Origin of the sequence: Micromonospora andamanensis (genome assembly GCF_016863495.1) — a bacterium.
GTDB lineage: Bacteria > Actinomycetota > Actinomycetes > Mycobacteriales > Micromonosporaceae > Micromonospora > Micromonospora andamanensis.
The window spans coordinates 126,563-145,468 of the sequence record NZ_BOOZ01000008.1; the positions used below are offsets into that span (position 1 = coordinate 126,563).

19 protein-coding genes, 1 tRNA gene and 1 pseudogene are annotated in these 18,906 nt (G+C 70.0%); 5 read left to right on the forward strand and 16 right to left on the reverse strand.

The window, feature by feature from the left end; all coding sequences use genetic code 11:
• The first annotated feature begins 23 nt into the window (after window positions 1-23).
• Window positions 24-1,652, forward strand: coding sequence for a glycoside hydrolase family 13 protein (locus Van01_RS10395; RefSeq protein WP_204004994.1), 1,629 nt, complete (start codon window positions 24-26; stop codon window positions 1,650-1,652).
• Window positions 1,653-1,808: 156 nt separating this feature from the next.
• On the opposite strand, the gene Van01_RS10400 is transcribed toward Van01_RS10395, so the two are convergent.
• The 5 genes from Van01_RS10400 to Van01_RS10420 form a co-directional block, all read right to left on the reverse strand.
• Window positions 1,809-2,246, reverse strand: coding sequence for a hypothetical protein (locus Van01_RS10400; protein ID WP_204004997.1), 438 nt, complete (start codon window positions 2,244-2,246; stop codon window positions 1,809-1,811).
• 74 nt (window positions 2,247-2,320) lie between these two features.
• The gene (locus Van01_RS10405) at window positions 2,321-3,244 is read right to left on the reverse strand and encodes a YhjD/YihY/BrkB family envelope integrity protein (protein WP_204005014.1); all 924 of its coding nucleotides are present in this window, start codon (window positions 3,242-3,244) and stop codon (window positions 2,321-2,323) included.
• Between the two features lie 63 nt (window positions 3,245-3,307).
• On the reverse strand, window positions 3,308-3,877 hold the full coding sequence (locus Van01_RS10410) for a 2'-5' RNA ligase family protein (RefSeq protein ID WP_204005017.1): 570 nt from the start codon (window positions 3,875-3,877) through the stop codon (window positions 3,308-3,310).
• Window positions 3,878-3,913: 36 nt separating this feature from the next.
• Window positions 3,914-4,939 carry a tryptophan--tRNA ligase gene (gene trpS, locus Van01_RS10415; RefSeq protein ID WP_204005020.1) on the reverse strand — a complete coding sequence of 342 codons (1,026 nt, stop codon included), beginning with the start codon at window positions 4,937-4,939 and terminating at the stop codon, window positions 3,914-3,916.
• A gap of 33 nt (window positions 4,940-4,972) precedes the next feature.
• Window positions 4,973-5,971 (reverse strand): hemolysin family protein, encoded by a 999-nt coding sequence (locus tag Van01_RS10420; protein ID WP_204005023.1) that lies wholly within the window; start codon window positions 5,969-5,971, stop codon window positions 4,973-4,975.
• Window positions 5,972-6,052: 81 nt separating this feature from the next.
• Between Van01_RS10420 and galE the strand changes: the two genes are divergently transcribed.
• Both galE and galK read left to right on the forward strand, forming a co-directional pair.
• A complete protein-coding gene (galE, locus tag Van01_RS10425; RefSeq protein WP_204005026.1) occupies window positions 6,053-7,036 on the forward strand; it encodes a UDP-glucose 4-epimerase GalE in 984 nt (327 codons plus the stop codon).
• On the forward strand, window positions 7,033-8,202 hold the full coding sequence (gene galK / locus Van01_RS10430; RefSeq protein ID WP_239098973.1) for a galactokinase: 1,170 nt from the start codon (window positions 7,033-7,035) through the stop codon (window positions 8,200-8,202). The genes galE and galK overlap by 4 nt, the downstream gene beginning before the upstream one ends.
• 77 nt (window positions 8,203-8,279) lie before the next feature.
• Here the strand turns inward: galK and cysN are convergent, their stop codons facing one another.
• The 10 genes from cysN to Van01_RS10475 all read right to left on the reverse strand — a co-directional run bounded on the left by cysN (window position 8,280) and on the right by Van01_RS10475 (window position 16,777).
• Window positions 8,280-9,581 carry a sulfate adenylyltransferase subunit CysN gene (cysN, locus tag Van01_RS10435; RefSeq protein WP_204005028.1) on the reverse strand — a complete coding sequence of 434 codons (1,302 nt, stop codon included), beginning with the start codon at window positions 9,579-9,581 and terminating at the stop codon, window positions 8,280-8,282.
• The gene (cysD, locus tag Van01_RS10440) at window positions 9,581-10,489 is read right to left on the reverse strand and encodes a sulfate adenylyltransferase subunit CysD (RefSeq protein ID WP_099847629.1); all 909 of its coding nucleotides are present in this window, start codon (window positions 10,487-10,489) and stop codon (window positions 9,581-9,583) included. Before cysD ends, cysN begins: the two co-directional genes overlap by 1 nt.
• 74 nt (window positions 10,490-10,563) lie before the next feature.
• Window positions 10,564-11,397 (reverse strand): 3'(2'),5'-bisphosphate nucleotidase CysQ, encoded by an 834-nt coding sequence (locus Van01_RS10445; protein ID WP_204005030.1) that lies wholly within the window; start codon window positions 11,395-11,397, stop codon window positions 10,564-10,566.
• 174 nt (window positions 11,398-11,571) lie between these two features.
• Window positions 11,572-12,162 (reverse strand): aminoacyl-tRNA hydrolase, encoded by a 591-nt coding sequence (pth, locus tag Van01_RS10450; RefSeq protein ID WP_204005032.1) that lies wholly within the window; start codon window positions 12,160-12,162, stop codon window positions 11,572-11,574.
• A 121-nt stretch (window positions 12,163-12,283) separates the two neighbouring features.
• The gene (locus tag Van01_RS10455) at window positions 12,284-12,973 is read right to left on the reverse strand and encodes a 50S ribosomal protein L25/general stress protein Ctc (RefSeq protein ID WP_204005034.1); all 690 of its coding nucleotides are present in this window, start codon (window positions 12,971-12,973) and stop codon (window positions 12,284-12,286) included.
• A gap of 269 nt (window positions 12,974-13,242) precedes the next feature.
• A complete protein-coding gene (locus Van01_RS10460) occupies window positions 13,243-14,223 on the reverse strand; it encodes a ribose-phosphate diphosphokinase (protein ID WP_099847631.1) in 981 nt (326 codons plus the stop codon).
• A 61-nt stretch (window positions 14,224-14,284) separates the two neighbouring features.
• Window positions 14,285-15,820, reverse strand: coding sequence for a bifunctional UDP-N-acetylglucosamine diphosphorylase/glucosamine-1-phosphate N-acetyltransferase GlmU (glmU, locus tag Van01_RS10465; protein WP_204005036.1), 1,536 nt, complete (start codon window positions 15,818-15,820; stop codon window positions 14,285-14,287).
• Between the two features lie 101 nt (window positions 15,821-15,921).
• Window positions 15,922-15,993, reverse strand: a tRNA-Gln gene (locus Van01_RS10470).
• A 26-nt stretch (window positions 15,994-16,019) separates the two neighbouring features.
• On the reverse strand, window positions 16,020-16,289 hold the full coding sequence (locus Van01_RS32950; RefSeq protein WP_239098974.1) for a hypothetical protein: 270 nt from the start codon (window positions 16,287-16,289) through the stop codon (window positions 16,020-16,022).
• Window positions 16,271-16,777: a helix-turn-helix domain-containing protein gene (locus tag Van01_RS10475; protein ID WP_239098975.1), complete on the reverse strand. Its 507-nt coding sequence runs from the start codon at window positions 16,775-16,777 to the stop codon at window positions 16,271-16,273. The genes Van01_RS32950 and Van01_RS10475 overlap by 19 nt, the downstream gene beginning before the upstream one ends.
• A gap of 134 nt (window positions 16,778-16,911) precedes the next feature.
• Here Van01_RS10475 and Van01_RS10480 point away from each other — a divergent pair, with 134 nt between their 5' ends.
• Together Van01_RS10480 and Van01_RS10485 are read left to right on the forward strand one after the other, a co-directional pair.
• The gene (locus tag Van01_RS10480; RefSeq protein WP_204005038.1) at window positions 16,912-17,871 is read left to right on the forward strand and encodes an acyl-CoA desaturase; all 960 of its coding nucleotides are present in this window, start codon (window positions 16,912-16,914) and stop codon (window positions 17,869-17,871) included.
• A gap of 106 nt (window positions 17,872-17,977) precedes the next feature.
• Window positions 17,978-18,658 carry a TetR/AcrR family transcriptional regulator gene (locus tag Van01_RS10485; protein ID WP_204005062.1) on the forward strand — a complete coding sequence of 227 codons (681 nt, stop codon included), beginning with the start codon at window positions 17,978-17,980 and terminating at the stop codon, window positions 18,656-18,658.
• Between the two features lie 24 nt (window positions 18,659-18,682).
• On the opposite strand, the pseudogene Van01_RS10490 reads toward Van01_RS10485, so the two are convergent.
• Window positions 18,683-18,906 (reverse strand): annotated as a pseudogene (locus Van01_RS10490) (DUF4383 domain-containing protein); the annotation flags it as partial.

Below are 18,906 nucleotides of genomic sequence, written 5' to 3' on the forward strand. Positions count from 1 at the left end.
CGCCACAGAACGGGGAACACCCGATGACCGTCAGCACCCCCTCGCCGCTGACCTCCGACGCCGACTGGTGGCGCTCCGCCGTCGTCTACCAGGTCTACGTCCGCAGCTTCGCCGACTCCGACGGCGACGGCATCGGTGACCTACAGGGCATCCGGGAGCGCCTGCCCTACCTGCGCGAACTGGGTGTCGACGCGCTCTGGCTGACCCCCTTCTACACCTCGCCCATGGTCGACGGCGGCTACGACGTCGCCGACTACCGCGACGTGGACCCGATGTTCGGCAACCTCGCCGACTTCGAGGCGATGATCAGCGACGCCCACACGCTCGGCCTGCGGATCATCGTCGACATCGTGCCGAACCACACCTCCGACAAGCACCCCTGGTTCACCGCGGCGCTGGCCGCCGCGCCCGGCTCACCCGAACGGGCGCGCTACCTCTTCGCCGACGGCAAGGGCGACCACGGCGAGCAGCCCCCCAACGACTGGGAGAGCATCTTCGGCGGCCCGGCCTGGACCCGGGTCCCCGACGGTCAGTGGTACCTGCATCTGTTCGACCCCGCGCAACCTGACCTGAACTGGCGGCACCCCGAGGTACGCGCCGAGTTCGAGGACATCCTCCGCTTCTGGCTGGACCGGGGCGTCGACGGATTCCGGATCGACGTGGCCCACGGCATGATCAAGGCCGAAGGGCTGCCGGACGTCGGTTTCAACTCGATGACCACCGGCCGACGCCAGTCCGAACTGCTCGGCAAGGGTCGGCTGCCCTACTTCGACCAGGACGAGGTGCACGACATCTACCGCGCCTGGCGGCCCATCCTGGACAGCTACCCGGGCGGTCGGATGGCGGTCGCCGAAGCCTGGGCCGAGACCCCGCAGCGGCTGGCCCGCTACATCGGCCCGGACGAGCTGCACCAGGCTTTCAGCTTCGACTTCCTCGACGCCACCTGGTCGGCCGACTCGTTCCGGAAGGTGATCGACACAGCGCTTGCCGAGTCGACGATCGTCGGTGCCCCGACCACCTGGGTGCTGTCCAACCATGACCGGCAACGGCACGTCACCCGCTACGGCGACGGCGAGATCGGCAGGCGCCGGGCCCGGGCCGCCGCGCTGCTGATGCTCGCCCTGCCCGGCTGCGCCTACCTCTACCAGGGTGAGGAGCTGGGCCTGCCCGAGGTGCTCGACCTGCCCGACGAGTTGCGTCAGGACCCGGCCTTCCTGCGCACCGGCGAGAGCCGGGACGGTTGCCGGGTACCGATCCCGTGGAGCGGCGAACTCGCGCCGTACGGCTTCGGGCCCGCCGGCAGCGAGCTGAGCTGGCTGCCAGCCCCCACGACCTGGCGTGCCCTCTCGGTGGCCGCGCAGGCCGGCACACCCGGCTCCACGCTGGAGCTGTACCGCGCGGCGCTGCGGATCCGCCGGACTCACCCGGCGCTTGCCGGCGTCGGCGGCATCACCTGGCTGGAGACCGGCCCCGGGGTGCTCGCCTTCCAGCGCGAGGCCGGCGGCACCGTGCTGACAGGCGTGGTGAACATCAGCGACGCACCTGTGGTGATCGACGGGTACGGCACACCGCTCGTCGCCAGCGCGCCGCTCACCGAACGCGACGGCGGGCACCTGCTGCCGGTCGACGCGGCTGTGTGGTTCGAGCGGTAATGAACGGGTAAGCCCGTCACCGACTCGGCCGTCCGGCGTGCTGCGCGCCGCCGGGCGGCTGGGCACGACCCCTTGTGGTGGGGGGTGCGACGGTGCCGGTGTCCGGGGCGATCCCCCGGGCACCGGCACCTGTGATCCGGTCGACCGAGGGCCGGCTCAGCCGCTTGTGAGTCGGGCCGCGATCCGGGCGAACCCGGCACGCAGTTCGGCCACGTCCGGTGCCGGCAGCGGGCCGGTCGCCCGGTCGTGCTCGGCCGCCTCCAGCTCCTCCTCGTCGATGGTGTCCTCGTAGTCGCCGTACAGGTCGGCCTGGTCCACCCGCGCCACCTCGTCCTGGGCGGCGAGTTGCGCCGCGGCGATCTCCCCGCGGATCTGCTCCACCGACACCGCCGGCACCAGCGGCTCCACCACCGCCATCAGCTGCTCGTCAGCGACAAGCGCCTCGGCCAACGCCAACGCGTGCGCTCGCTCGTACGGGCCGCACACCACCGGCTCCCACTCGTCGGCGTCGCTGAGCGGACCGAACGTGATGATCCACGGCAGGTCCAGCATCGGCGAGTCGGCCGGCAGGTCCAACGTCACGAGTGCCCCCACGGGCCCATCATCGTCGCTGTTCGGCCAGGTGGGGGTGGGTTCGGCCCAACGGGTGGCCGGCGGGTGAGAGGTGCTCAACCCGCCCCGCCCGGGGTGCCCGGACCGGTGTCCACGTCGACGTCGACAGGTGGCCGCCGCCCAGCCAGGTCCACGGTCTGTCCGCGCCGGCTGGTCGCCGCCAGCGCCGCGCCGAAGAGCACCAGCTGATTGAGCAGATACAGGTAGACGAGCAGCCCGACGGCGGTGGCCACCACCGTGTACGCCGGGTTGTGTTCGACCCGACCCACCCAGAACCGGCCGACGGTGTTGAGCAGGGTGATGCCGACCGCGACGATAAGCACCACCGGCCGCAGCCGGGACCGGCTCATCCGCACCCGGGGTACCGCGACCAGCAGCAAGGTGGCCAGTACCGCGTTGACAAGCACGCTGAGCAGCGCGCTGACAGTGGTCAGCGCGAACGAGCCGGTGCTGCGCAGCAGGAACCGCAGCAGCGACTCCAGCGCGTCCACGGCCGCCACCGAGAGGCCGAGCAGCACGAAGACGACCACCAGCACACCCAGATCGACAAGGCGACGCACGACCAGATTGCCCGGGTGCTGGTTCAGCCCGTGGATCAGCCGCTGCGAGGAACGGATCGCCTCCACCCACCCGATCCCGGTCAACACCAGGATCAGCAGACCGACCAGCCCGGCGGTGCCGCTGCTGTCGGCGACCTGGGTCGGATCGAGAAACGGCAGGTTCTCGCCGAGAAACTCCTCCGCCGCCGCGCTCACCTCGTCGTTGTCCTCCAGGATCGCGCCGAAGATCGCGTACGCGACCAGGGCCAGCGCGAAGACCGCGAAGAAGCCGTAGTAGGCGATAGCTGCGGCCAGCCGGCCGCCCTGCAGATCGGTGTAGAGCACCCCGGCACGCCACAGGTGACCGAAGGCCGGGGAGCGGCGGCGCGCGGCGGTGAGCCGCCTGTCGATGGCCGCCTCGACCCGACCCAGAACGTTCACGTCGTCATCCTCACCGATCGGTCGTCGCCGTGTCGGAGGTACCCGACGTGCCGGCCGGGACGGTCAGCCACCCAGCCGGAAGTCCCGACGCGGCTGCCAGCGCGCCTGCCCGCTGTGCGAGAAGAGGGTGAAATGGTCCACCTCGAACATCGCGGAGAAGTCGGCCAGATCCTCGTACGCCCGATCCAGCGCCTCCGGCGCGACGTCCTGCGCGACGGTCACGTGCGGATGGTAGGGGAACCGAAGCTCCCGACCCAGTTCAGGGGCGGCATTTATCGCGGCGGCAAGCAGTTCACACTCGCTGATGCCGGCGGCGACCGCCACGAAGACCACCTGGGTCACCGGCCGGAAGGTGCCGGTGCCCCGCAGATGCAGGGTGAACGGCAGGTGCGCCGCGGCGACCCGGGCGAGGTGCCGTTCCACCTCCGGCAGCGCGGTCACCGGAATCTCGGTCGGCCCGAGCAGGGTGACGTGGGCCGGCACCGTGTTCGGGTCACCCGCCTCCAGCCGGCGTCGGGTCAGCAGGCTGCCCCACGGCTCGGGGATGTCCACCGCGATGCCGATCTGGACGCTGTCGCCGGCCACCGGCGCTCCGGTCCCCTGATCCACGCTCCGCGCCACCCCTCCGGCCATCGACCCCTGCCCGCACCACCACCCTCGATCGGGCGGTCACTCGCCGCGAATCGGCGGGAAGAAGCCCACCCGCTCGTACGCGGTACGCAGCGTCGGCGCCGCCACCGCACGGGCCTTCTCCGCGCCTGTCGCGAGGAGCTTGTCCAGCTGGGCGGGATCGTCGAGGTACGACCGGGTGCGCTGCTGGATGGGGCTGACGAACTCCCGGACCACCTCGGCCAGGTCCTTCTTCAGGTCGCCGTAACCCTTACCGTCGTACGCCGCCACCAGGTCGTCGATGCCCCGCCCGCTCAACGCCGAGAAGATGGTGAGCAGGTTGGAGATCCCCGGCTTGGTCGTCTCGTCGAAGACGATCTCCCGGCCGGTGTCGGTCACCGCCGACCGGATCTTCTTCGCCGAACGCGCCGGGTCGTCGAGCAGATCGACGATTCCCCCCGGCGACGAGGACGACTTCGACATCTTGGCGGTCGGATCCTGGAGATCAGTGATCTTCGCGGTCTCTTTGACGATGTGCGGCGCCGGGACCGTGAAGGTCCGGCCGAACAGCGAGTTGAACCGCTGCGCCAGATCGCGGGAAAGCTCCAGGTGCTGACGCTGGTCCTCGCCCACAGGTACGGCGTTGGCCTGGTAGAGCAGGATGTCGGCGGCCTGCAGGATCGGGTAGGTGAACAGGCCGACGCTGGCCCGCTCGTTGCCCTGCTTCTGCGACTTGTCCTTGAACTGGGTCATCCGGCTGGCCTCACCGAACCCGGTGAGGCAGCCCAGCACCCAGGCCAACTGGGTGTGCTCGGGCACCTGGGACTGCACGAACAGGGTGCAGCGATCCGGGTCCAACCCGACCGCGAGCAGCTGCGCGGCGGCCACCCGGGAACGCTGGTGCAGCACCTTCGGGTCGTGCCCGGCGGTGATGGCGTGCAGGTCGACCACGCAGTAGAAGGCGTCGTGCGACTCCTGCAACGCCACCCAGTGCCGCACCGCCCCGAGGTAGTTGCCGAGGTGGAACGACTCGGCCGTCGGCTGGATGCCGGAAAAGACGCGGGGACGGACGGGAACGTCGGACATGCCGGCAATTCTGTCAGCTACGCCCGGCGTACGTCATGACGGGCCGGCGGGTCGGATCCGGTCGACGGCCGACAGCACCTCACGTCGCTGCTCGGGCAGGCGCGCGACAGTGACCGCGAGACGGGCCACCCGCCGGCCTTCCAGAGTCAACACCCGTAGCAGCCAGCCGCCCGCCGCCGTGCCGGCCGGTTCGGCGCCCACCGGAACCTCGTCGCCCGGCGCCGGCAGCCGCCCCAGCGCCGCCATCACGAACCCGCCCACCGTCTCGTACGGTCCCGTCGGCAGGGGCACACCCGTGCGTTCGGCAAAGTCGGCGAGGTTCAGCCGACCGTCCACCACCGCCGGCAGCCCGATGTACGCGGGCTCGGGAGGCTCCGCGTGCTCGTCATGGATCTCACCTACCAGCTCCTCGATGAGGTCCTCGCAGGTGACGATGCCGGCGGTGCCGCCGTACTCGTCGACAACCACCGCCAGGTGGTGCCCCTCCCGCCGCATCTCGGTCAACGCGGCGAGCACCCGTTTGCTTGCCGGCAGGCGCTTCACCTCGCGGGCCAACTGCCCGACAGTGGTGCCGGGCTCCCGGTCCGGGCCGAGCAGCAGGTCCCGCAGGTGCACGACGCCGACCACGTCGTCGTGGGTGCCGTCGACCACCGGATAACGGGTGTGCGGGCCCGCCCGTACCAGCGGTTCCGCCTCACCGATCGTCAGCGCCGCGGAGAGGAAGACCACCTCGGTGCGGGGCATCATCACCTCGCGTACCAGGCTCGCGCCGGCCACCAGCACCTCGTCGATGATGCGCTGCCCCACCGGGTCGAGGACCGTGTTGGCGGCGACCAGATCCCGCAGTTCCGCCTCGCTGATCCGTTCCCGACCGGCGGCCGGGCCGGCACCGAGCAGGTCGGTGACGAGCCGCAGGGCACCGTCGGCGGCTCGGACCACGACCCGGGCCACCGCTCGGGCCAGCGGTCCTGGCTGACGGCGGGGCAGGTCGTGGCCACGCCGCCGAGGTACGCGCCGACGCGAGGCCTGCATGGCAGTGATGGTAGCCAGCCGCGCCACGTAGGGTGACCACCACGAGGCCGCGACCGCGCCGGCCAGGCAGGAGGACACGACGTGAAACTGCTCGTCACCGGCGGGGCCGGCTTCATCGGCAGCGTGGTGACCAGGATGCTGCTCGACGCCGGGCACGAGGTGGTCGTGCTGGACGACCTGCGCACCGGCCATCGGGCCGCACTGGCCCCCGACGCCACCCACGTCGAGGCCGGCATCCACGACGCGGCCAAGGTGCTCACCCCGCAGGCCGGCTTCGACGGGGTACTGCACTTCGCCGCACTGATCGCCGCCGGCGAGTCGATGGTCGCCCCCGAGCGGTACTGGCACAACAACACCGTCGGCACCCTGGCGCTCATCGACGCGGTGCGGGCGGCCCGGGTACCTCGGCTGGTGTTCTCCTCCACCGCCGCCGTCTACGGCAATCCCACCGAGTTGCCCATCCCGGAGACCGCCGTCAAGGCGCCCACGAACACGTACGGGGCGACGAAGCTCGCCGCCGACATGGCACTCACCTCGGAAGCGATCGGGCACGGTCTGGCTGCCGTCTCACTGCGCTACTTCAACGTCGCCGGGGCCCACCTCGACGGTGACGTCCTCCTCGGCGAGCGGCACGACCCCGAGACCCACCTCATCCCGATCGCGCTGGAGGTGGCCGCCGACCGGCGGGACAAACTGCAACTCTTCGGCGACGACTACCCCACCGTCGACGGCACCTGTGTCCGCGACTACATCCACGTCTCCGACCTGGCCCGGGCCCACCTGCTCGCCCTCGACGCCGCCACCGGCGGGCAGCACCGCATCTACAACCTCGGCAACGGCAACGGTTTCACCAACCGCCAGGTGGTCGAGGTCGTCCGCGAGGTCACCGGGCACCCGGTGCCGGTCGAGGTGGCACCCCGCCGCGAGGGCGACCCGGCCGAACTGGTCGCCTCCTCCGCACTGGCCCGCGCCGAGCTGGGCTGGGAACCCCGTAAGCCCACCCTGCACGACATGGTCACCGACGCCTGGGCCTTCTACCGCACGCAGGTCCTGGACCGCCGGTGACCACCCGTCCCGACGCCGTGGCCGACCGTGCCACCACCTGCTTTCAGCACGCGTACGGCCAGGCACCCACCGGCCGCTGGGCGGCTCCCGGCCGGGTCAACCTGATCGGCGAGCACACCGACTACAACGACGGGTTCGTGCTGCCGTTCGCCCTGCCGCTGCGTACCGTCATCGCGGCCGGCCCGGAGCCGACCGGAAGCTGGACCGTCTGCTCCGAGTTGACAGGCGAGACGGTCAGCTTCGGCGACGACGAGGTGGCCCGCCCCGGCCAGGTCACCGGCTGGGCGGCGTACGTGGCCGGGGTGGTGTGGGCGCTGCGCGCGGCCGGCCACCAGGTGCCCGGCGTCCGGCTGGCCGTCGCCTCCGACGTACCGCTCGGCGCCGGGCTCTCCTCCTCCGCCGCGCTGGAGGCCGCGGTGCTCGCCGCCCTGGTCGACCTGGGCGGGCTGGAACTGCCCCCCGATCAGCAGCCCCGGCTGGCCCAGCACGCCGAGAACCACTACGTCGGCGCGCCGACAGGCATCATGGACCAGTCGGCGGTGATCCGCTGCCGCGGCGGACACGCCCTCTTCCTCGACTGCCGCACCGAGCATGTCGAACACATCCCCTTCGACCTCGCCGGCGCCGGCCTCGCGATCCTGGTGATCGACAGTCGAGCACCGCACCGGCACGCCGACGGCGAGTACGCGGCCCGCCGCGCCAGCTGCGAGAAGGCGGCGGCGCTGCTCGGCGTACCCGCCCTGCGTGACGTGCCGGCCGTCCGCCTCGACGAGACGCTGGCCCGGCTGCCCGACGGCGAGACCCGCCGCCGGGTCCGCCACGTGGTCACCGAGGACCAGCGGGTGCTCGACACCGTGGCGCTGCTGCGCAGCGGTCAGGTCCGGCAGATCGGGCCGCTGCTCACCGCCTCGCACGCGTCCATGCGGGACGACTTCGCCATCACCGTCCCCGAGGTGGACACCGCTGTCGAGGCCGCGCTGGCCGCCGGGGCACTCGGCGCCCGGATGACAGGTGGCGGCTTCGGCGGCTGCGTGCTGGCCCTGGTCGAGGCGGACCAGTCCGACCACGTCAGCGCCGCCGTCACCACCGCCTACACCGCCCGGTCCTTCACCCCACCCACGGTCACCCTCGCCACCCCCGCCCCCGGCGCCACCCGCCTGGACTGACGCCGTACCCATTGATCAAGAGGTTCTGGTCGCGATCCAGCGCGATCCCGACCAGAACCTCTTGATCAACCAGGGTTTCAGGGGGTTTCGACGATCATGCCGGCGCCGACGGTCCGGTTCGTGGCCTCGTCGATGATGATGAACCCGCCAGTGGTGCGGTTGCGGCGGTACTCGTCGGCCAGCAGCGGAATCGTGGTCCGCAGGCGGACCCGACCGATCTCGTTGAGCCCCAGCTCGCTCGCCGACTCGTCGCGGTGCAGCGAGTTGATGTCGAGACGGTAGTGCAGGCCCCGCACGATGGCCCGCGCCGCCCGCGTCGTGTGCTTGATCGAATACTTGCCGCCGACCTGCAACGGACGGGTCTCGTCCATCCAGCAGACCATCGCCTCGATGTCCTGAGCCACCGCTGGCGCGTTGTTCGGCCGGCAGATCATGTCGCCGCGCGAGATGTCGATCTCGTTCTCCAGGCGTACCGTCACCGACATCGGCGGGAACGCCTCCGCCACCGGCCCGTCGGCGGTCTCCACCGCGGCGATCCGGCTGGTGAAGCCCGAGGGCAGCACCATCACCTCGTCACCCGGCTTGAGCACCCCCGAGGCCACCTGGCCGGCGTAGCCCCGGTAGTCGGTCACCGTGGTCGACTGAGGCCGGATCACGTACTGCACCGGGAAACGGACATCGACCAGGTTGCGGTCGCTGGCGATGTGCACCCGCTCCAGGTGGTGCAGCAACGCCGGACCCTCATACCACTGCATGTTCTCCGAACGGCTGACGATGTTGTCGCCCCGCAACGCGGAGATCGGCACGACCGTCAGATCCGGCACGTCCAGCTTCGCGGCGAAGGCGGTGAACTCGTCGGCGATCCGATCGAAGACCTCCTGAGAGAAGTCGACCAGATCCATCTTGTTGACGCAGAGCACCAGGTGCGGCACCCGCAACAGCGAGCAGAGGAACGCGTGCCGGCGGGACTGCTCGACCAGGCCCTTCCGCGCGTCCACCAGGATCAGCGCCAGATCAGCGGTGGAGGCCCCGGTGACCATGTTCCGGGTGTACTGGATGTGCCCGGGGGTGTCGGCGATGATGAACTTGCGCCGGGGCGTGGCGAAGTAGCGGTACGCCACGTCGATGGTGATGCCCTGCTCCCGCTCCGCCCGCAGCCCGTCGGTGAGCAACGCCAGATTCGTGTACTCGTCACCCCGGGCCGCGCTCACCGCCTCGACAGCCGCCAACTGGTCGGTGAACAGCGACTTCGTGTCATAGAGCAGCCGCCCGATGAGTGTCGACTTGCCGTCGTCCACACTCCCGGCAGTGGCGAAACGCAACAGGTCCATCGGCCGGCCCTCGGCGACGGGAGCCGCGGCCAGAGTCTCGGTGCTCATCAGAAGTAGCCCTCCCGCTTGCGGTCCTCCATCGCGGCCTCGGAGACCCGGTCGTCACCCCGGGTCGCGCCACGCTCGGTGATCCGGGTCGCGGCGACCTCCTCGATGACCTTCTCGACCGTGTCCGCGTCGGAGCGCACCGCCGCCGTGCAGGAGGCGTCGCCCACGGTGCGGTACCGCACCCGCGCCTTGAACCGGTCCTCACCGGCCCGCGCCGGCAGGAACTCGTTCACCGCGTAGAGCATCCCGTCCCGCTCGACCACCTCACGCTCGTGCGCGTAGTAGATCGACGGCAACTCGATCCGCTCCCGGGCGATGTAGTGCCACACGTCCAACTCGGTCCAGTTGGAAAGTGGGAAGACCCGGATCGACTCGCCCGGGTGATGCCGACCGTTGTAGAGCGACCACAGCTCCGGCCGCTGGTTCTTCGGATCCCACTGACCGAACTCGTCACGGAAGCTGAACATCCGCTCCTTCGCCCGGGCCTTCTCCTCGTCCCGCCGGGCCCCGCCGAAGAGGGCGTTGAAGCGGTGCTTCTCCACCGCCTCCAGCAGCACCGGCGTCTGGATCCGGTTACGCGTGCCGTCAGCGGCCTCCCGGACCAGGCCGCTTGCCAACGCCTCCGGCACGCTCGCCACCACCAGTTGCAGGCTCAGCTCGGCCACCCGACGGTCCCGGTAGTCCAGCACCTCGGGGAAGTTGTGCCCGGTGTCGACGTGCATCACCGGAAACGGAATGTGGCCCGGCGCGAACGCCTTCTGCGCCAGCCGGAGCATGACGATCGAGTCCTTGCCACCGGAGAAGAGCAGCACCGGCCGCTCCATCTCGGCGACCACCTCGCGCATCACGAAGATGCTCTCCGCCTCCAGCGCGTCGAGATGGGTGACCTGGTACGCGGCACTGGTCATGACACCGGCTCGATTCGCTCGGTCATCCGCTTTCCAGACCTTTCCGGTCGGGGATGTCAGGAAGTAGCGACAGGCTACCCGCAATGCCGCTGCAACGCCGCAAGTAACCGGCTGGCGAGATCCTTGCGGCACACCAACAGGTCAGGCAGGCGCGGATCCGCCTCGTTGTATTTCAGCGCAGAACCATCGATCCGGGAAGCGTGCAGTCCGGTGGTCGTCGCCACAGCCACCGGCGCCGCCGAGTCCCACTCGTACTGCCCGCCCGCGTGGATGTACGCGTCCACCTCACCGGTGACCACAGCGGCGATCTTCGCCCCGGCCGACCCCATCGGCACCAACTGCGCCCCGACCTCCGCAGCGAGATCGGTGAGGAAAACCGGCGGACGGCTACGACTCGCCGCCAACCTCAGCCGCCCGGCACCACCCGCCGTCGCCGCCTCCGGCGTCATCGGCGGATAAGCCGGCGGAAGGTCCGTACCCAGCACCCGATGCTGCGCCGGCAGCCCGACCGCACCGGCGACCAGGCCATGCGAGGCTGTCGCGTTACGGGCCCAGAGCGCCACGTGCACCGCCCAGTCCGCGCGGCCCTCCTCGCTGAACTCCCGCGTACCGTCCAACGGGTCGATGATCCAGACCCGGTCGGCGGTCAACCGGGAGACCGCACCGGCGTTCACCTCGGCCGCCCACGCCAGCCGGGAACCCTCATCCTCCTCGGAGAGCACCGCGTCGCCCGGGCGCCACCGCGCCAACTCGGTACGAATCAGGTCGTGCGAGACCTTGTCGCCCGCCGACTTCAACGCACCGGCATCGGCGAAACCCATCTCCGCCCGCAGACCCAGCAACGCCTGCCCGGCACGATCCGCCAACCACCGCGCGAACGCCCCGTCGATCATCGGTGGACCGCTCATGCTCCCGCTCCCGTCGCCACGATCCGCGTACGCCGAGCGGCCGGTCCCGGCCCGACCGCCGAACCCGCACACTACCGGGCCATCGGCGGACCCGACTGCCGCAGTCCGCCCCTTGACACAGACCTCGACCTCCCCGGTCGTCGCCGCAGCCGGACAGGGCCTTCGACGCCGGGCCTAAACCCCGTGGTAGAGGTTCTGCGTCGGCTCCACACCCCGAACGACCACGGATTCCACCACGTCCGCGGCCCGGTCCACCAGAAAGTCCAACTCCTTGCGCTCCACCGTGCCGAAATCCGACAGCACGTAGTCCGCCGGATCCTGCCGCCCCGGCGGTCGACCGATCCCGAACCGCACCCGCACGTAGTCCTTCGTGCCCAACGACTTCGACATCGACCGCAGGCCGTTGTGCCCGCCCTCACCGCCGCCGCACTTCACCCGAACCTGGCCGTAAGCGATGTCCAGCTCGTCGTGCACCGCGATTACCCGGCCCGGCGGCACCTTGTAGAACTGCGCCAGACTGGCCACCGGTCCACCTGACAGGTTCATGTAGGTGAGCGGCTTGGCCAGCACCAGCTTCGGCCCGCCCAGCCCCAGCCGCCCCTCCGCGACCTCCGCGACCGCCCGCCGGTGCCGGCCGAACTTCCCACCCAGCCGGCCAGCCAGCAGCTCGGCGACCATGAACCCGACATTGTGCCGGTTGCCCGCGTACTCCCGGCCCGGGTTACCCAGGCCGATCACCAGCCACGGCCCGGTCTCGTCCGTCACCGCCCGCCCCTCCCGCTCACACCGGCGGTCGACCACCCGCCCGCGCCGCCCATCATCCGATACGCCGACAGGCGCCCCCGTGGAACCGGGGACGCCTGCCGCAAACTGAACCGCGAGACGATCAGGCCTCGGTACGAGCCTCGGTGTCCGCCTCGCCCTCGGCGGCCGGCGCCTCGGCAGCACCCTCGGTGACCTCGCCGACCTCGGCCTCGGCCTCCTCGGTGGCCTCCTCGACCTCGGGCAGCGTCGCCTCGAGCTGCTCGGCGGTCGGCGCGGCGGTGATCGAGGCGACCAGCATCTCCGGGTCGACAGCCAGCTCCACACCCGCCGGCAGCGTCACGTCAGCGGCGGTGACCTGGGAGCCCGCCTCGGCACCCTCGATCGAGGCATCCAGGTGATCCGGCACCTTCGTGGCGTCGGCGGAAACCGAGATGGTGTCGTGGTCGTGCACGATCAGGGTGTCGCGCGCCGCCTCACCCGTGAGCTGAACCGGCACGTCCACGGTGACCTTCTCACCGCGACGCACCAGCAGCAGGTCGACGTGCTCGAACGTGTCCTTGATCGGGTCACGCTGAATCGCCTTCGGCAGCGCCAGCGCCTGGGTGCCGTCGCTGACGTCGATCGCGAAGAGCTGGTTGGCGCCACCCTTGCGGATCGCGGCGGCGAACTCGCGGGCGGGCAACGCGATGTGCTTGGGCTTCTCGCCATGGCCGTACAGCACGGCGGGCACCTTGCCGGCCCGGCGGGTACGACGGGCACCACCCTTGCCGAACTCGGTGCGGGGCTCGGCGCTGATCTTTACCTCGGACACGGGGAAACTCCTGATGCTTCGCTGCGGCAGCTTGTCGTCTGGCGGTGCTGGGCGGGGGGCTCGCAGGGGCTCATGCGTCAGAAGACTGCCCGGAGCACCGCGTCGATCACGGTGCCTCCGTGCGGCGCTTCTCAGCGGCCCGCAGGGCACCCTCGCCGTGGCAACCGCACCAGTCTACCCGAGCGATTTCCCGGGTTTCCGGCAGTCCCCGTACCCCGCCCCGCACTCCCCCGCCCGGCCGCGCCAGACGACTCAGTCGTGAACCGCGCTCAGCTCAGCCCACCGAAGAGGGTGGTCACCGAACCATCGTCGAAAACCTCACGGATCGCCCGGGCCAGCAGCGGCGCGATCGACAGCACGGTCAGCTTGTCGAGCTGCTTCTCGGGCGGCAACGGCAGCGTGTTCGTCACCACCACCTCGCTGATCGGGCTGTTCTTCAACCGCTCCGTGGCCGGATCCGACAGCAACGCGTGGGTGGACGCCACGATCACATCCGCCGCCCCCGACTCCTTCAGGATGTCCGCCGCCCGGCAGATCGTGCCACCCGTGTCGATCATGTCGTCGACGATCAGGCAGACCCGACCCTCGACCTCACCGACCACCCGGTTCGCCACCACCTGGTTCGGCTTCATCGGATCCCGGGTCTTGTGGATGAACGCCAGCGGGCAACCACCCAGCCGGTCCGTCCACCGCTCGGCCACCCGCACCCGGCCCGAATCCGGCGCGACCACGGTCATCGGCCGCCCCGCGTACTTGCGCTCCACGTACTCGGCGAGAATGTCCATCGCGAAGAGGTGATCCACCGGGCCGTCGAAGAAGCCCTGGATCTGCGCGGTGTGCAGATCCACTGTGAGGATCCGGTTCGCCCCCGCCGTCTTCAGCAGGTCAGCGACCAGCCGCGCCGAGATCGGCTCCCGACCACGGTGCTTCTTGTCCTGCCGGGAGTACGGATAGAACGGCAGGACGACAGTGATCCGCTTGGCCGAACCACGCTTCAGCGCATCGACCATGATCAGGGTCTCCATGACCCACGTGTTCACCCCGTGGGTGACCGACTGGACCACGAAGGCGTCCGAACCACGTACCGAGTCCTTGAACCGTACGAAGATCTCGCCGTTGGCGAACTCGTACGCATCGGCCGGCGTCGGCGCCACGCCGAGCACCTCACCGATCTCTCTGGCCAGCTCCGGAAAACCACGTCCGGAGAAGAGCATCAGGCTTTTGCGGTTTTCGGCGACGATGCTGCCCATGGGCCCGTCTGCTCCCGTTTTGGTCGGTGGTACCCGGCCTGCGGTGGTGGTCGGCCGGGGACTATTCGGTTGCAGTATCTCCCGCCCCGGGCGCACCGCCCACCGACTCGGCGGTGCCGTGGATTGCCTCACCTTCGCTTGCGGACGAAGCCGCGGCCGGAGCACCCTGCGCGCCCCGGAGGGCACGCTCGGCCGCCTCGGCGGCGGCAGTGCCGGCCCGCCGCTTGAGCACCCAGCCATCGATGTTGCGCTGCCGCGCCCGAGCCACGCCCATCGCACCCGACGGGACATCCTCGATGATCACGGAACCGGCTGCGGTGTACGCCCCGTCACCCACCCGCACCGGCGCGACGAACATGTTGTCCGCACCGGTCCGGGCGTGACTGCCGATCACCGTGCGATGCTTCCGCACGCCGTCGTAGTTCACGAACACCGACGCCGCACCGATGTTGCTCTGCTCGCCGATCGTCGCGTCACCCACGTACGTCAGGTGCGGCACCTTCGAGCCGACGCCGATCTCCGAGTTCTTCACCTCGACGAACGTGCCCACCTTCGACCGCTCCGCCAGCCGCGCGTCCGGCCGCAGATAGGCGTACGGGCCGACGCTGGCGCCCGGACCCACCTCGGCGCCCACCGCGTGGCTGCGCAGGACCGTCGCGCCCGGCCCGACCACAGTGTCGATCAACGTCACGTCCGGGCCGACCACGGCGCCGCTGCCGACCACCGAACCGCCACAGAGCTGGGTGTTCTGATCCACCACCGCGTCACGGTCCAGGGCCACTGTCACGTCGATCCAGGTCGTCTCGGGGTCGAGCAGGCTGACGCCGGCCCGCATCCAACGCTCGTTGACCCGGTCGCGCAGCAGTCGACGCAACGCCGCCAGCTCCACCCGGTCGTTGCAGCCGAGCGTCTCGGTGTGGTCGGCCGCCAGGTGCACGCCCACCGGTTCGCCGGCCGAGACCAGCATCTTGAAGACGTCGGTGAGGTACTCCTCGCCCTGGTCGTTGTCGGTCGACAGCTTGCCGAGCACGTCCCGCAGCCGGGCCGCGTCGAAGGCGTAGATGCCCGCGTTGATCTCCCGAACAGCCAGCTGGTCAGGTGTCGCGTCACGCTGCTCGACGATCTGCTCCAACCGACCCGCCGCGTCCCGCACGATGCGTCCGAGCCCTGTCGGATCCGGCACCTCCGCAGCGAGCACTGTCGCTGCGGCACCCTCGCTCTCGTGCGCCGTCACCAACTCGACGACCGTCTCAGGGCGCAGCAGCGGCACGTCGCCGTTGAGCACCACCACGGTCCCGGTGACCTCCGGGGCGGCCTCCAGCGCGATCCGGACCGCGTGGCCGGTGCCGAGCTGTTCCGCCTGGTGCAATGCGGTGGCCGCCGGGGCCGTCCCGGCAAGGTGGACGCGGACCTGGTCCGCGCCGTGCCCGACCACAACCAGGGTGCGTGCCGCATCCAGCGGATCGGCCGCGTTGAGCACGTGACCCACAAGCGTCCGGCCGAGCAGCGGGTGCAGAACCTTGGGCAGTGAGGACTTCATCCGCTTGCCCTCACCGGCGGCGAGTACGACGACGGTACGGGTGTGGGGCTCGGGCACGACGTGGCTCCCGTCGGAACGCGGACAGTCTCGCGGCCATGCTAACCGGACATTCCGACCTGGTCGGCACGGGTACGAGGATCGGCAGTTTGGGGGCTTTGCTGGGGTGCCTGGATTCGAACCAGGAGCTCAAGGCTCCAAAGGCCTGCGGGTTGCCGTTACCCCACACCCCATTGACATGTCAAGCCGACAGGCCGCATCAACCCACGAAAATGCGTTCAGACGCAGCCCGGAACAGCTCGGCGATCATACCCTCTATTCGCCAGTAGAGCTCGCGACTACGTGGCACGTTGATCACAAGACAGCCTCGGTACTCGTCAGTGGTGTTCCGGCGGACTGTGGTGGGGTTGTGCTTCTTCAGCGTCGCCCGGCGGAAACGTTCGCGCGGCAGTCCAAGCTCGGCCGCCCACCATTCGGCCGCGGCGTCGGGATCGGCAGTCTCATGGATGCTCACCCGGTAGGTCGGCACGACACGGTCGACCCCACAGACTTCGAGGAAGCGCAGGAAGAGGGCGTGCAGGCCCGGATCGCTGTTGACGAACTGAAGGTGGTCGTCGCGACGGCATGCGCCTTGGCCTGCGCCTCGTCCCGCGCCCGACGGTGGTCCGCCCACCGCGCCTCGGTCATCGCCCTCGCGTGGTGACGCCGACGCTCCAGTTCCTCCTCGGGGTCGCGGTTGAGAGGGATGTGCCGGACCCAGAGGTAGGCAGTCGACCGGCTCACCCCGAGCCGTCGGGCGATCTCCGGCACCGGACGACCCGTCGAGCGCAGCGCCACCGCCTCCGCCCGGAGGTCGTCCTTCGCTTTGGCGCGGCGGGTCCGTTCCGGCGCGGGGACGCCCCGCAGCATCTCCTGGATCCGGTTCCGGCCGAGGCCCGTACGGGCCCGGATCTCGCGGACCGAGAGCCGCTCCTCGGTGCGTAGCCGGCGCACCTCGGCAGCGTCGAAACCAGTCATGTGGTGCAGGTTAGGACGAGCGTACGACATGCTTGGCATCCATTGATGTCGCTGTCTGATGTGATCTACCAGGGCCGTAAGTTACGGTGACGTAGGCGTAGATTCGCGAACCCGATCGTCCCCTGCGAGGTGCCATGTCCGCCGCCGTTCTCGACCCTCATCCGACCGGCCCCAAGCCCCTCACCCAGGGCACCCAGTCACGCGGCATCCTGATCGCGCTGTGGTCCTTCGTGGTGATCCCGTTCGCGGCGCTGATCGCCGCCGTGCCGGTGGCCTGGGGTGGCTGGCTCAGCTGGGTCGACGTGGGTGTCGCGGCCTTCTGGTACGTGGTGTCGGGCCTGGGCATCACTGTCGGCTACCACCGCTACTTCACCCACGGCTCGTTCAAGGCGAAGCGGTGGCTGCGCATCGCGATGGCCGCCTCGGGCTCGCTCGCGGTGCAGGGCGAGATCATTCAGTGGGTGGCCGACCACCGGCGACACCACGCCTTCTCCGACCTGGAGGGGGACCCGCACTCACCGTGGCGGTTCGGCACCACGGTGCGGGGTCTGATCAAGGGGCTGTTCCACGCCCACATGGGCTGGCTGTTCGGCCGGGAGCTGTCCAACCGGGAGCGCTTCGCGCCGGACCTGCTGGCCGACCGGGACATCCGCCGGATGGACCGGTTCTTCCCGGTGCTGGTGATCGTCTCGGTGCTCGGCCCGGCGGTGATGGGCTGGCTGTTGACGTGGTCCTGGCAGGGGGCGTTGACCGCGCTGTTCTGGGCCGGCCTGGTCCGCATCTCGCTGCTGCACCACGTCACCTGGTCGATCAACTCGGTGTGCCACGTGTACGGAGAGCGGCCGTTCATGATGCGCCACGGCGACCGGGCGGCGAACTTCTGGCCGCTGGCGCTGCTGTCCTTCGGGGAGAGCTGGCACAACCTGCACCATGCCGATCCGACGAGTGCGCGGCACGGTGTCCTGCGGGGGCAGATCGACATCTCGGCCCGGGTGATCTGGCTGTTCGAGAAGGTGGGCGCGGCGTGGGACGTCCGCTGGCCGAAGCCGGACCGGATCGCGGCGAAGCTGGTGAAGCCGGCGGCCTCCGGGTGACCGGGCGACCAACCCACAAGTTACCTGGCAGTATGTTCGGGTGACCGGTCGGAAAGCAGGCAGCATCCCACAACAGGGCGTCACCGAGCGCCAGCGAGGTGACGAGATGGCCGAAGCTCCCCGCGAGGTGGGTGGCAAGCGGCGGCGGGCGGTGCCCGCCGCAGCTACCAAGCCGACGTCACGGGTACGCATGTCCGCAGCTCAGCGGCGTGAGCAGTTGATTGCGATAGGTCGGCAGATCTTCGCCGAGCGCGGTTTCGACGCCACCTCCATCGAGGAGGTGGCGTCGCGGGCGAAGGTTTCCAAGCCGGTGGTCTATGAGCACTTCGGTGGCAAGGAAGGGCTCTACGCGGTGGTGGTGGACCGGGAGGTCCGGTCGCTGCTGGAGCGGATCACGACGGCGCTGACCGCGGGGCATCCGCGGGAGCTGCTGGAGCAGGCCGCGCTGGCCCTGCTCAGCTACATCGAGGAGGAGACGAGCGGCTTCCGGGTGCTGGTGCGGGAGTCGCCCGTGCTTTCGGCGACAGGCAACTTCAGCAGCGTGATGAACGACGTGGCGCACCAGGTCGAGCACATCCTCGGCGCGGAGTTCTCCAGCCGTGGCTACGACCCGAAGCTTGCCGAGTTGTACGCGCAGGCGCTTGTCGGCATGGTGGCGTTGACCGGCCGTTGGTGGCTGGAGGTGCGTAAGCCGCGCAAGGAGACGGTGGCCGCGCACCTGGTGAATCTGTCCTGGAACGGGTTGTCGCATCTGGAGGCCAGGCCGGGCCTGATCACCGTGGGCTGACGTTCACCCGTCCGCTGCACCCGGTCAGCGGCGGCGGTGGATCTCGGCGACGGGGTGGCTCCGGCGGTTCCGCTCGGCCTCGGCGTCCTCGTGCGGGCCGATCTTGTCGTAGAGGCCGGTGCCGAGCAGGATCAGCCCGAAGAGCATCGAGACGATCACCGTCGACATGGAGAAGTTCAGGAAGTTGGCGTCGGTCTGGAGTACCGACATCATCAGGATGCTGGTGACCAGGAAGACGGCTCCGGCGG

Coding starts and splice junctions, on each gene's coding strand:
- Van01_RS10395 (WP_204004994.1), top strand. CDS start 24: ATGACCGTCAGCACCCCCTCGCCGCTGACCTCCGACGCCGACTGGTGG.
- Van01_RS10410 (WP_204005017.1), bottom strand. CDS start 3,877: ATGGCCGGAGGGGTGGCGCGGAGCGTGGATCAGGGGACCGGAGCGCCG.
- trpS (WP_204005020.1), bottom strand. CDS start 4,939: ATGTCCGACGTTCCCGTCCGTCCCCGCGTCTTTTCCGGCATCCAGCCG.
- Van01_RS10420 (WP_204005023.1), bottom strand. CDS start 5,971: ATGCAGGCCTCGCGTCGGCGCGTACCTCGGCGGCGTGGCCACGACCTG.
- cysN (WP_204005028.1), bottom strand. CDS start 9,581: ATGAGCACCGAGACTCTGGCCGCGGCTCCCGTCGCCGAGGGCCGGCCG.
- cysD (WP_099847629.1), bottom strand. CDS start 10,489: ATGACCAGTGCCGCGTACCAGGTCACCCATCTCGACGCGCTGGAGGCG.
- Van01_RS10445 (WP_204005030.1), bottom strand. CDS start 11,397: ATGAGCGGTCCACCGATGATCGACGGGGCGTTCGCGCGGTGGTTGGCG.
- Van01_RS10460 (WP_099847631.1), bottom strand. CDS start 14,223: ATGGGCAGCATCGTCGCCGAAAACCGCAAAAGCCTGATGCTCTTCTCC.
- Van01_RS10475 (WP_239098975.1), bottom strand. CDS start 16,777: ATGACTGGTTTCGACGCTGCCGAGGTGCGCCGGCTACGCACCGAGGAG.
- Van01_RS10480 (WP_204005038.1), top strand. CDS start 16,912: ATGTCCGCCGCCGTTCTCGACCCTCATCCGACCGGCCCCAAGCCCCTC.
- Van01_RS10485 (WP_204005062.1), top strand. CDS start 17,978: ATGGCCGAAGCTCCCCGCGAGGTGGGTGGCAAGCGGCGGCGGGCGGTG.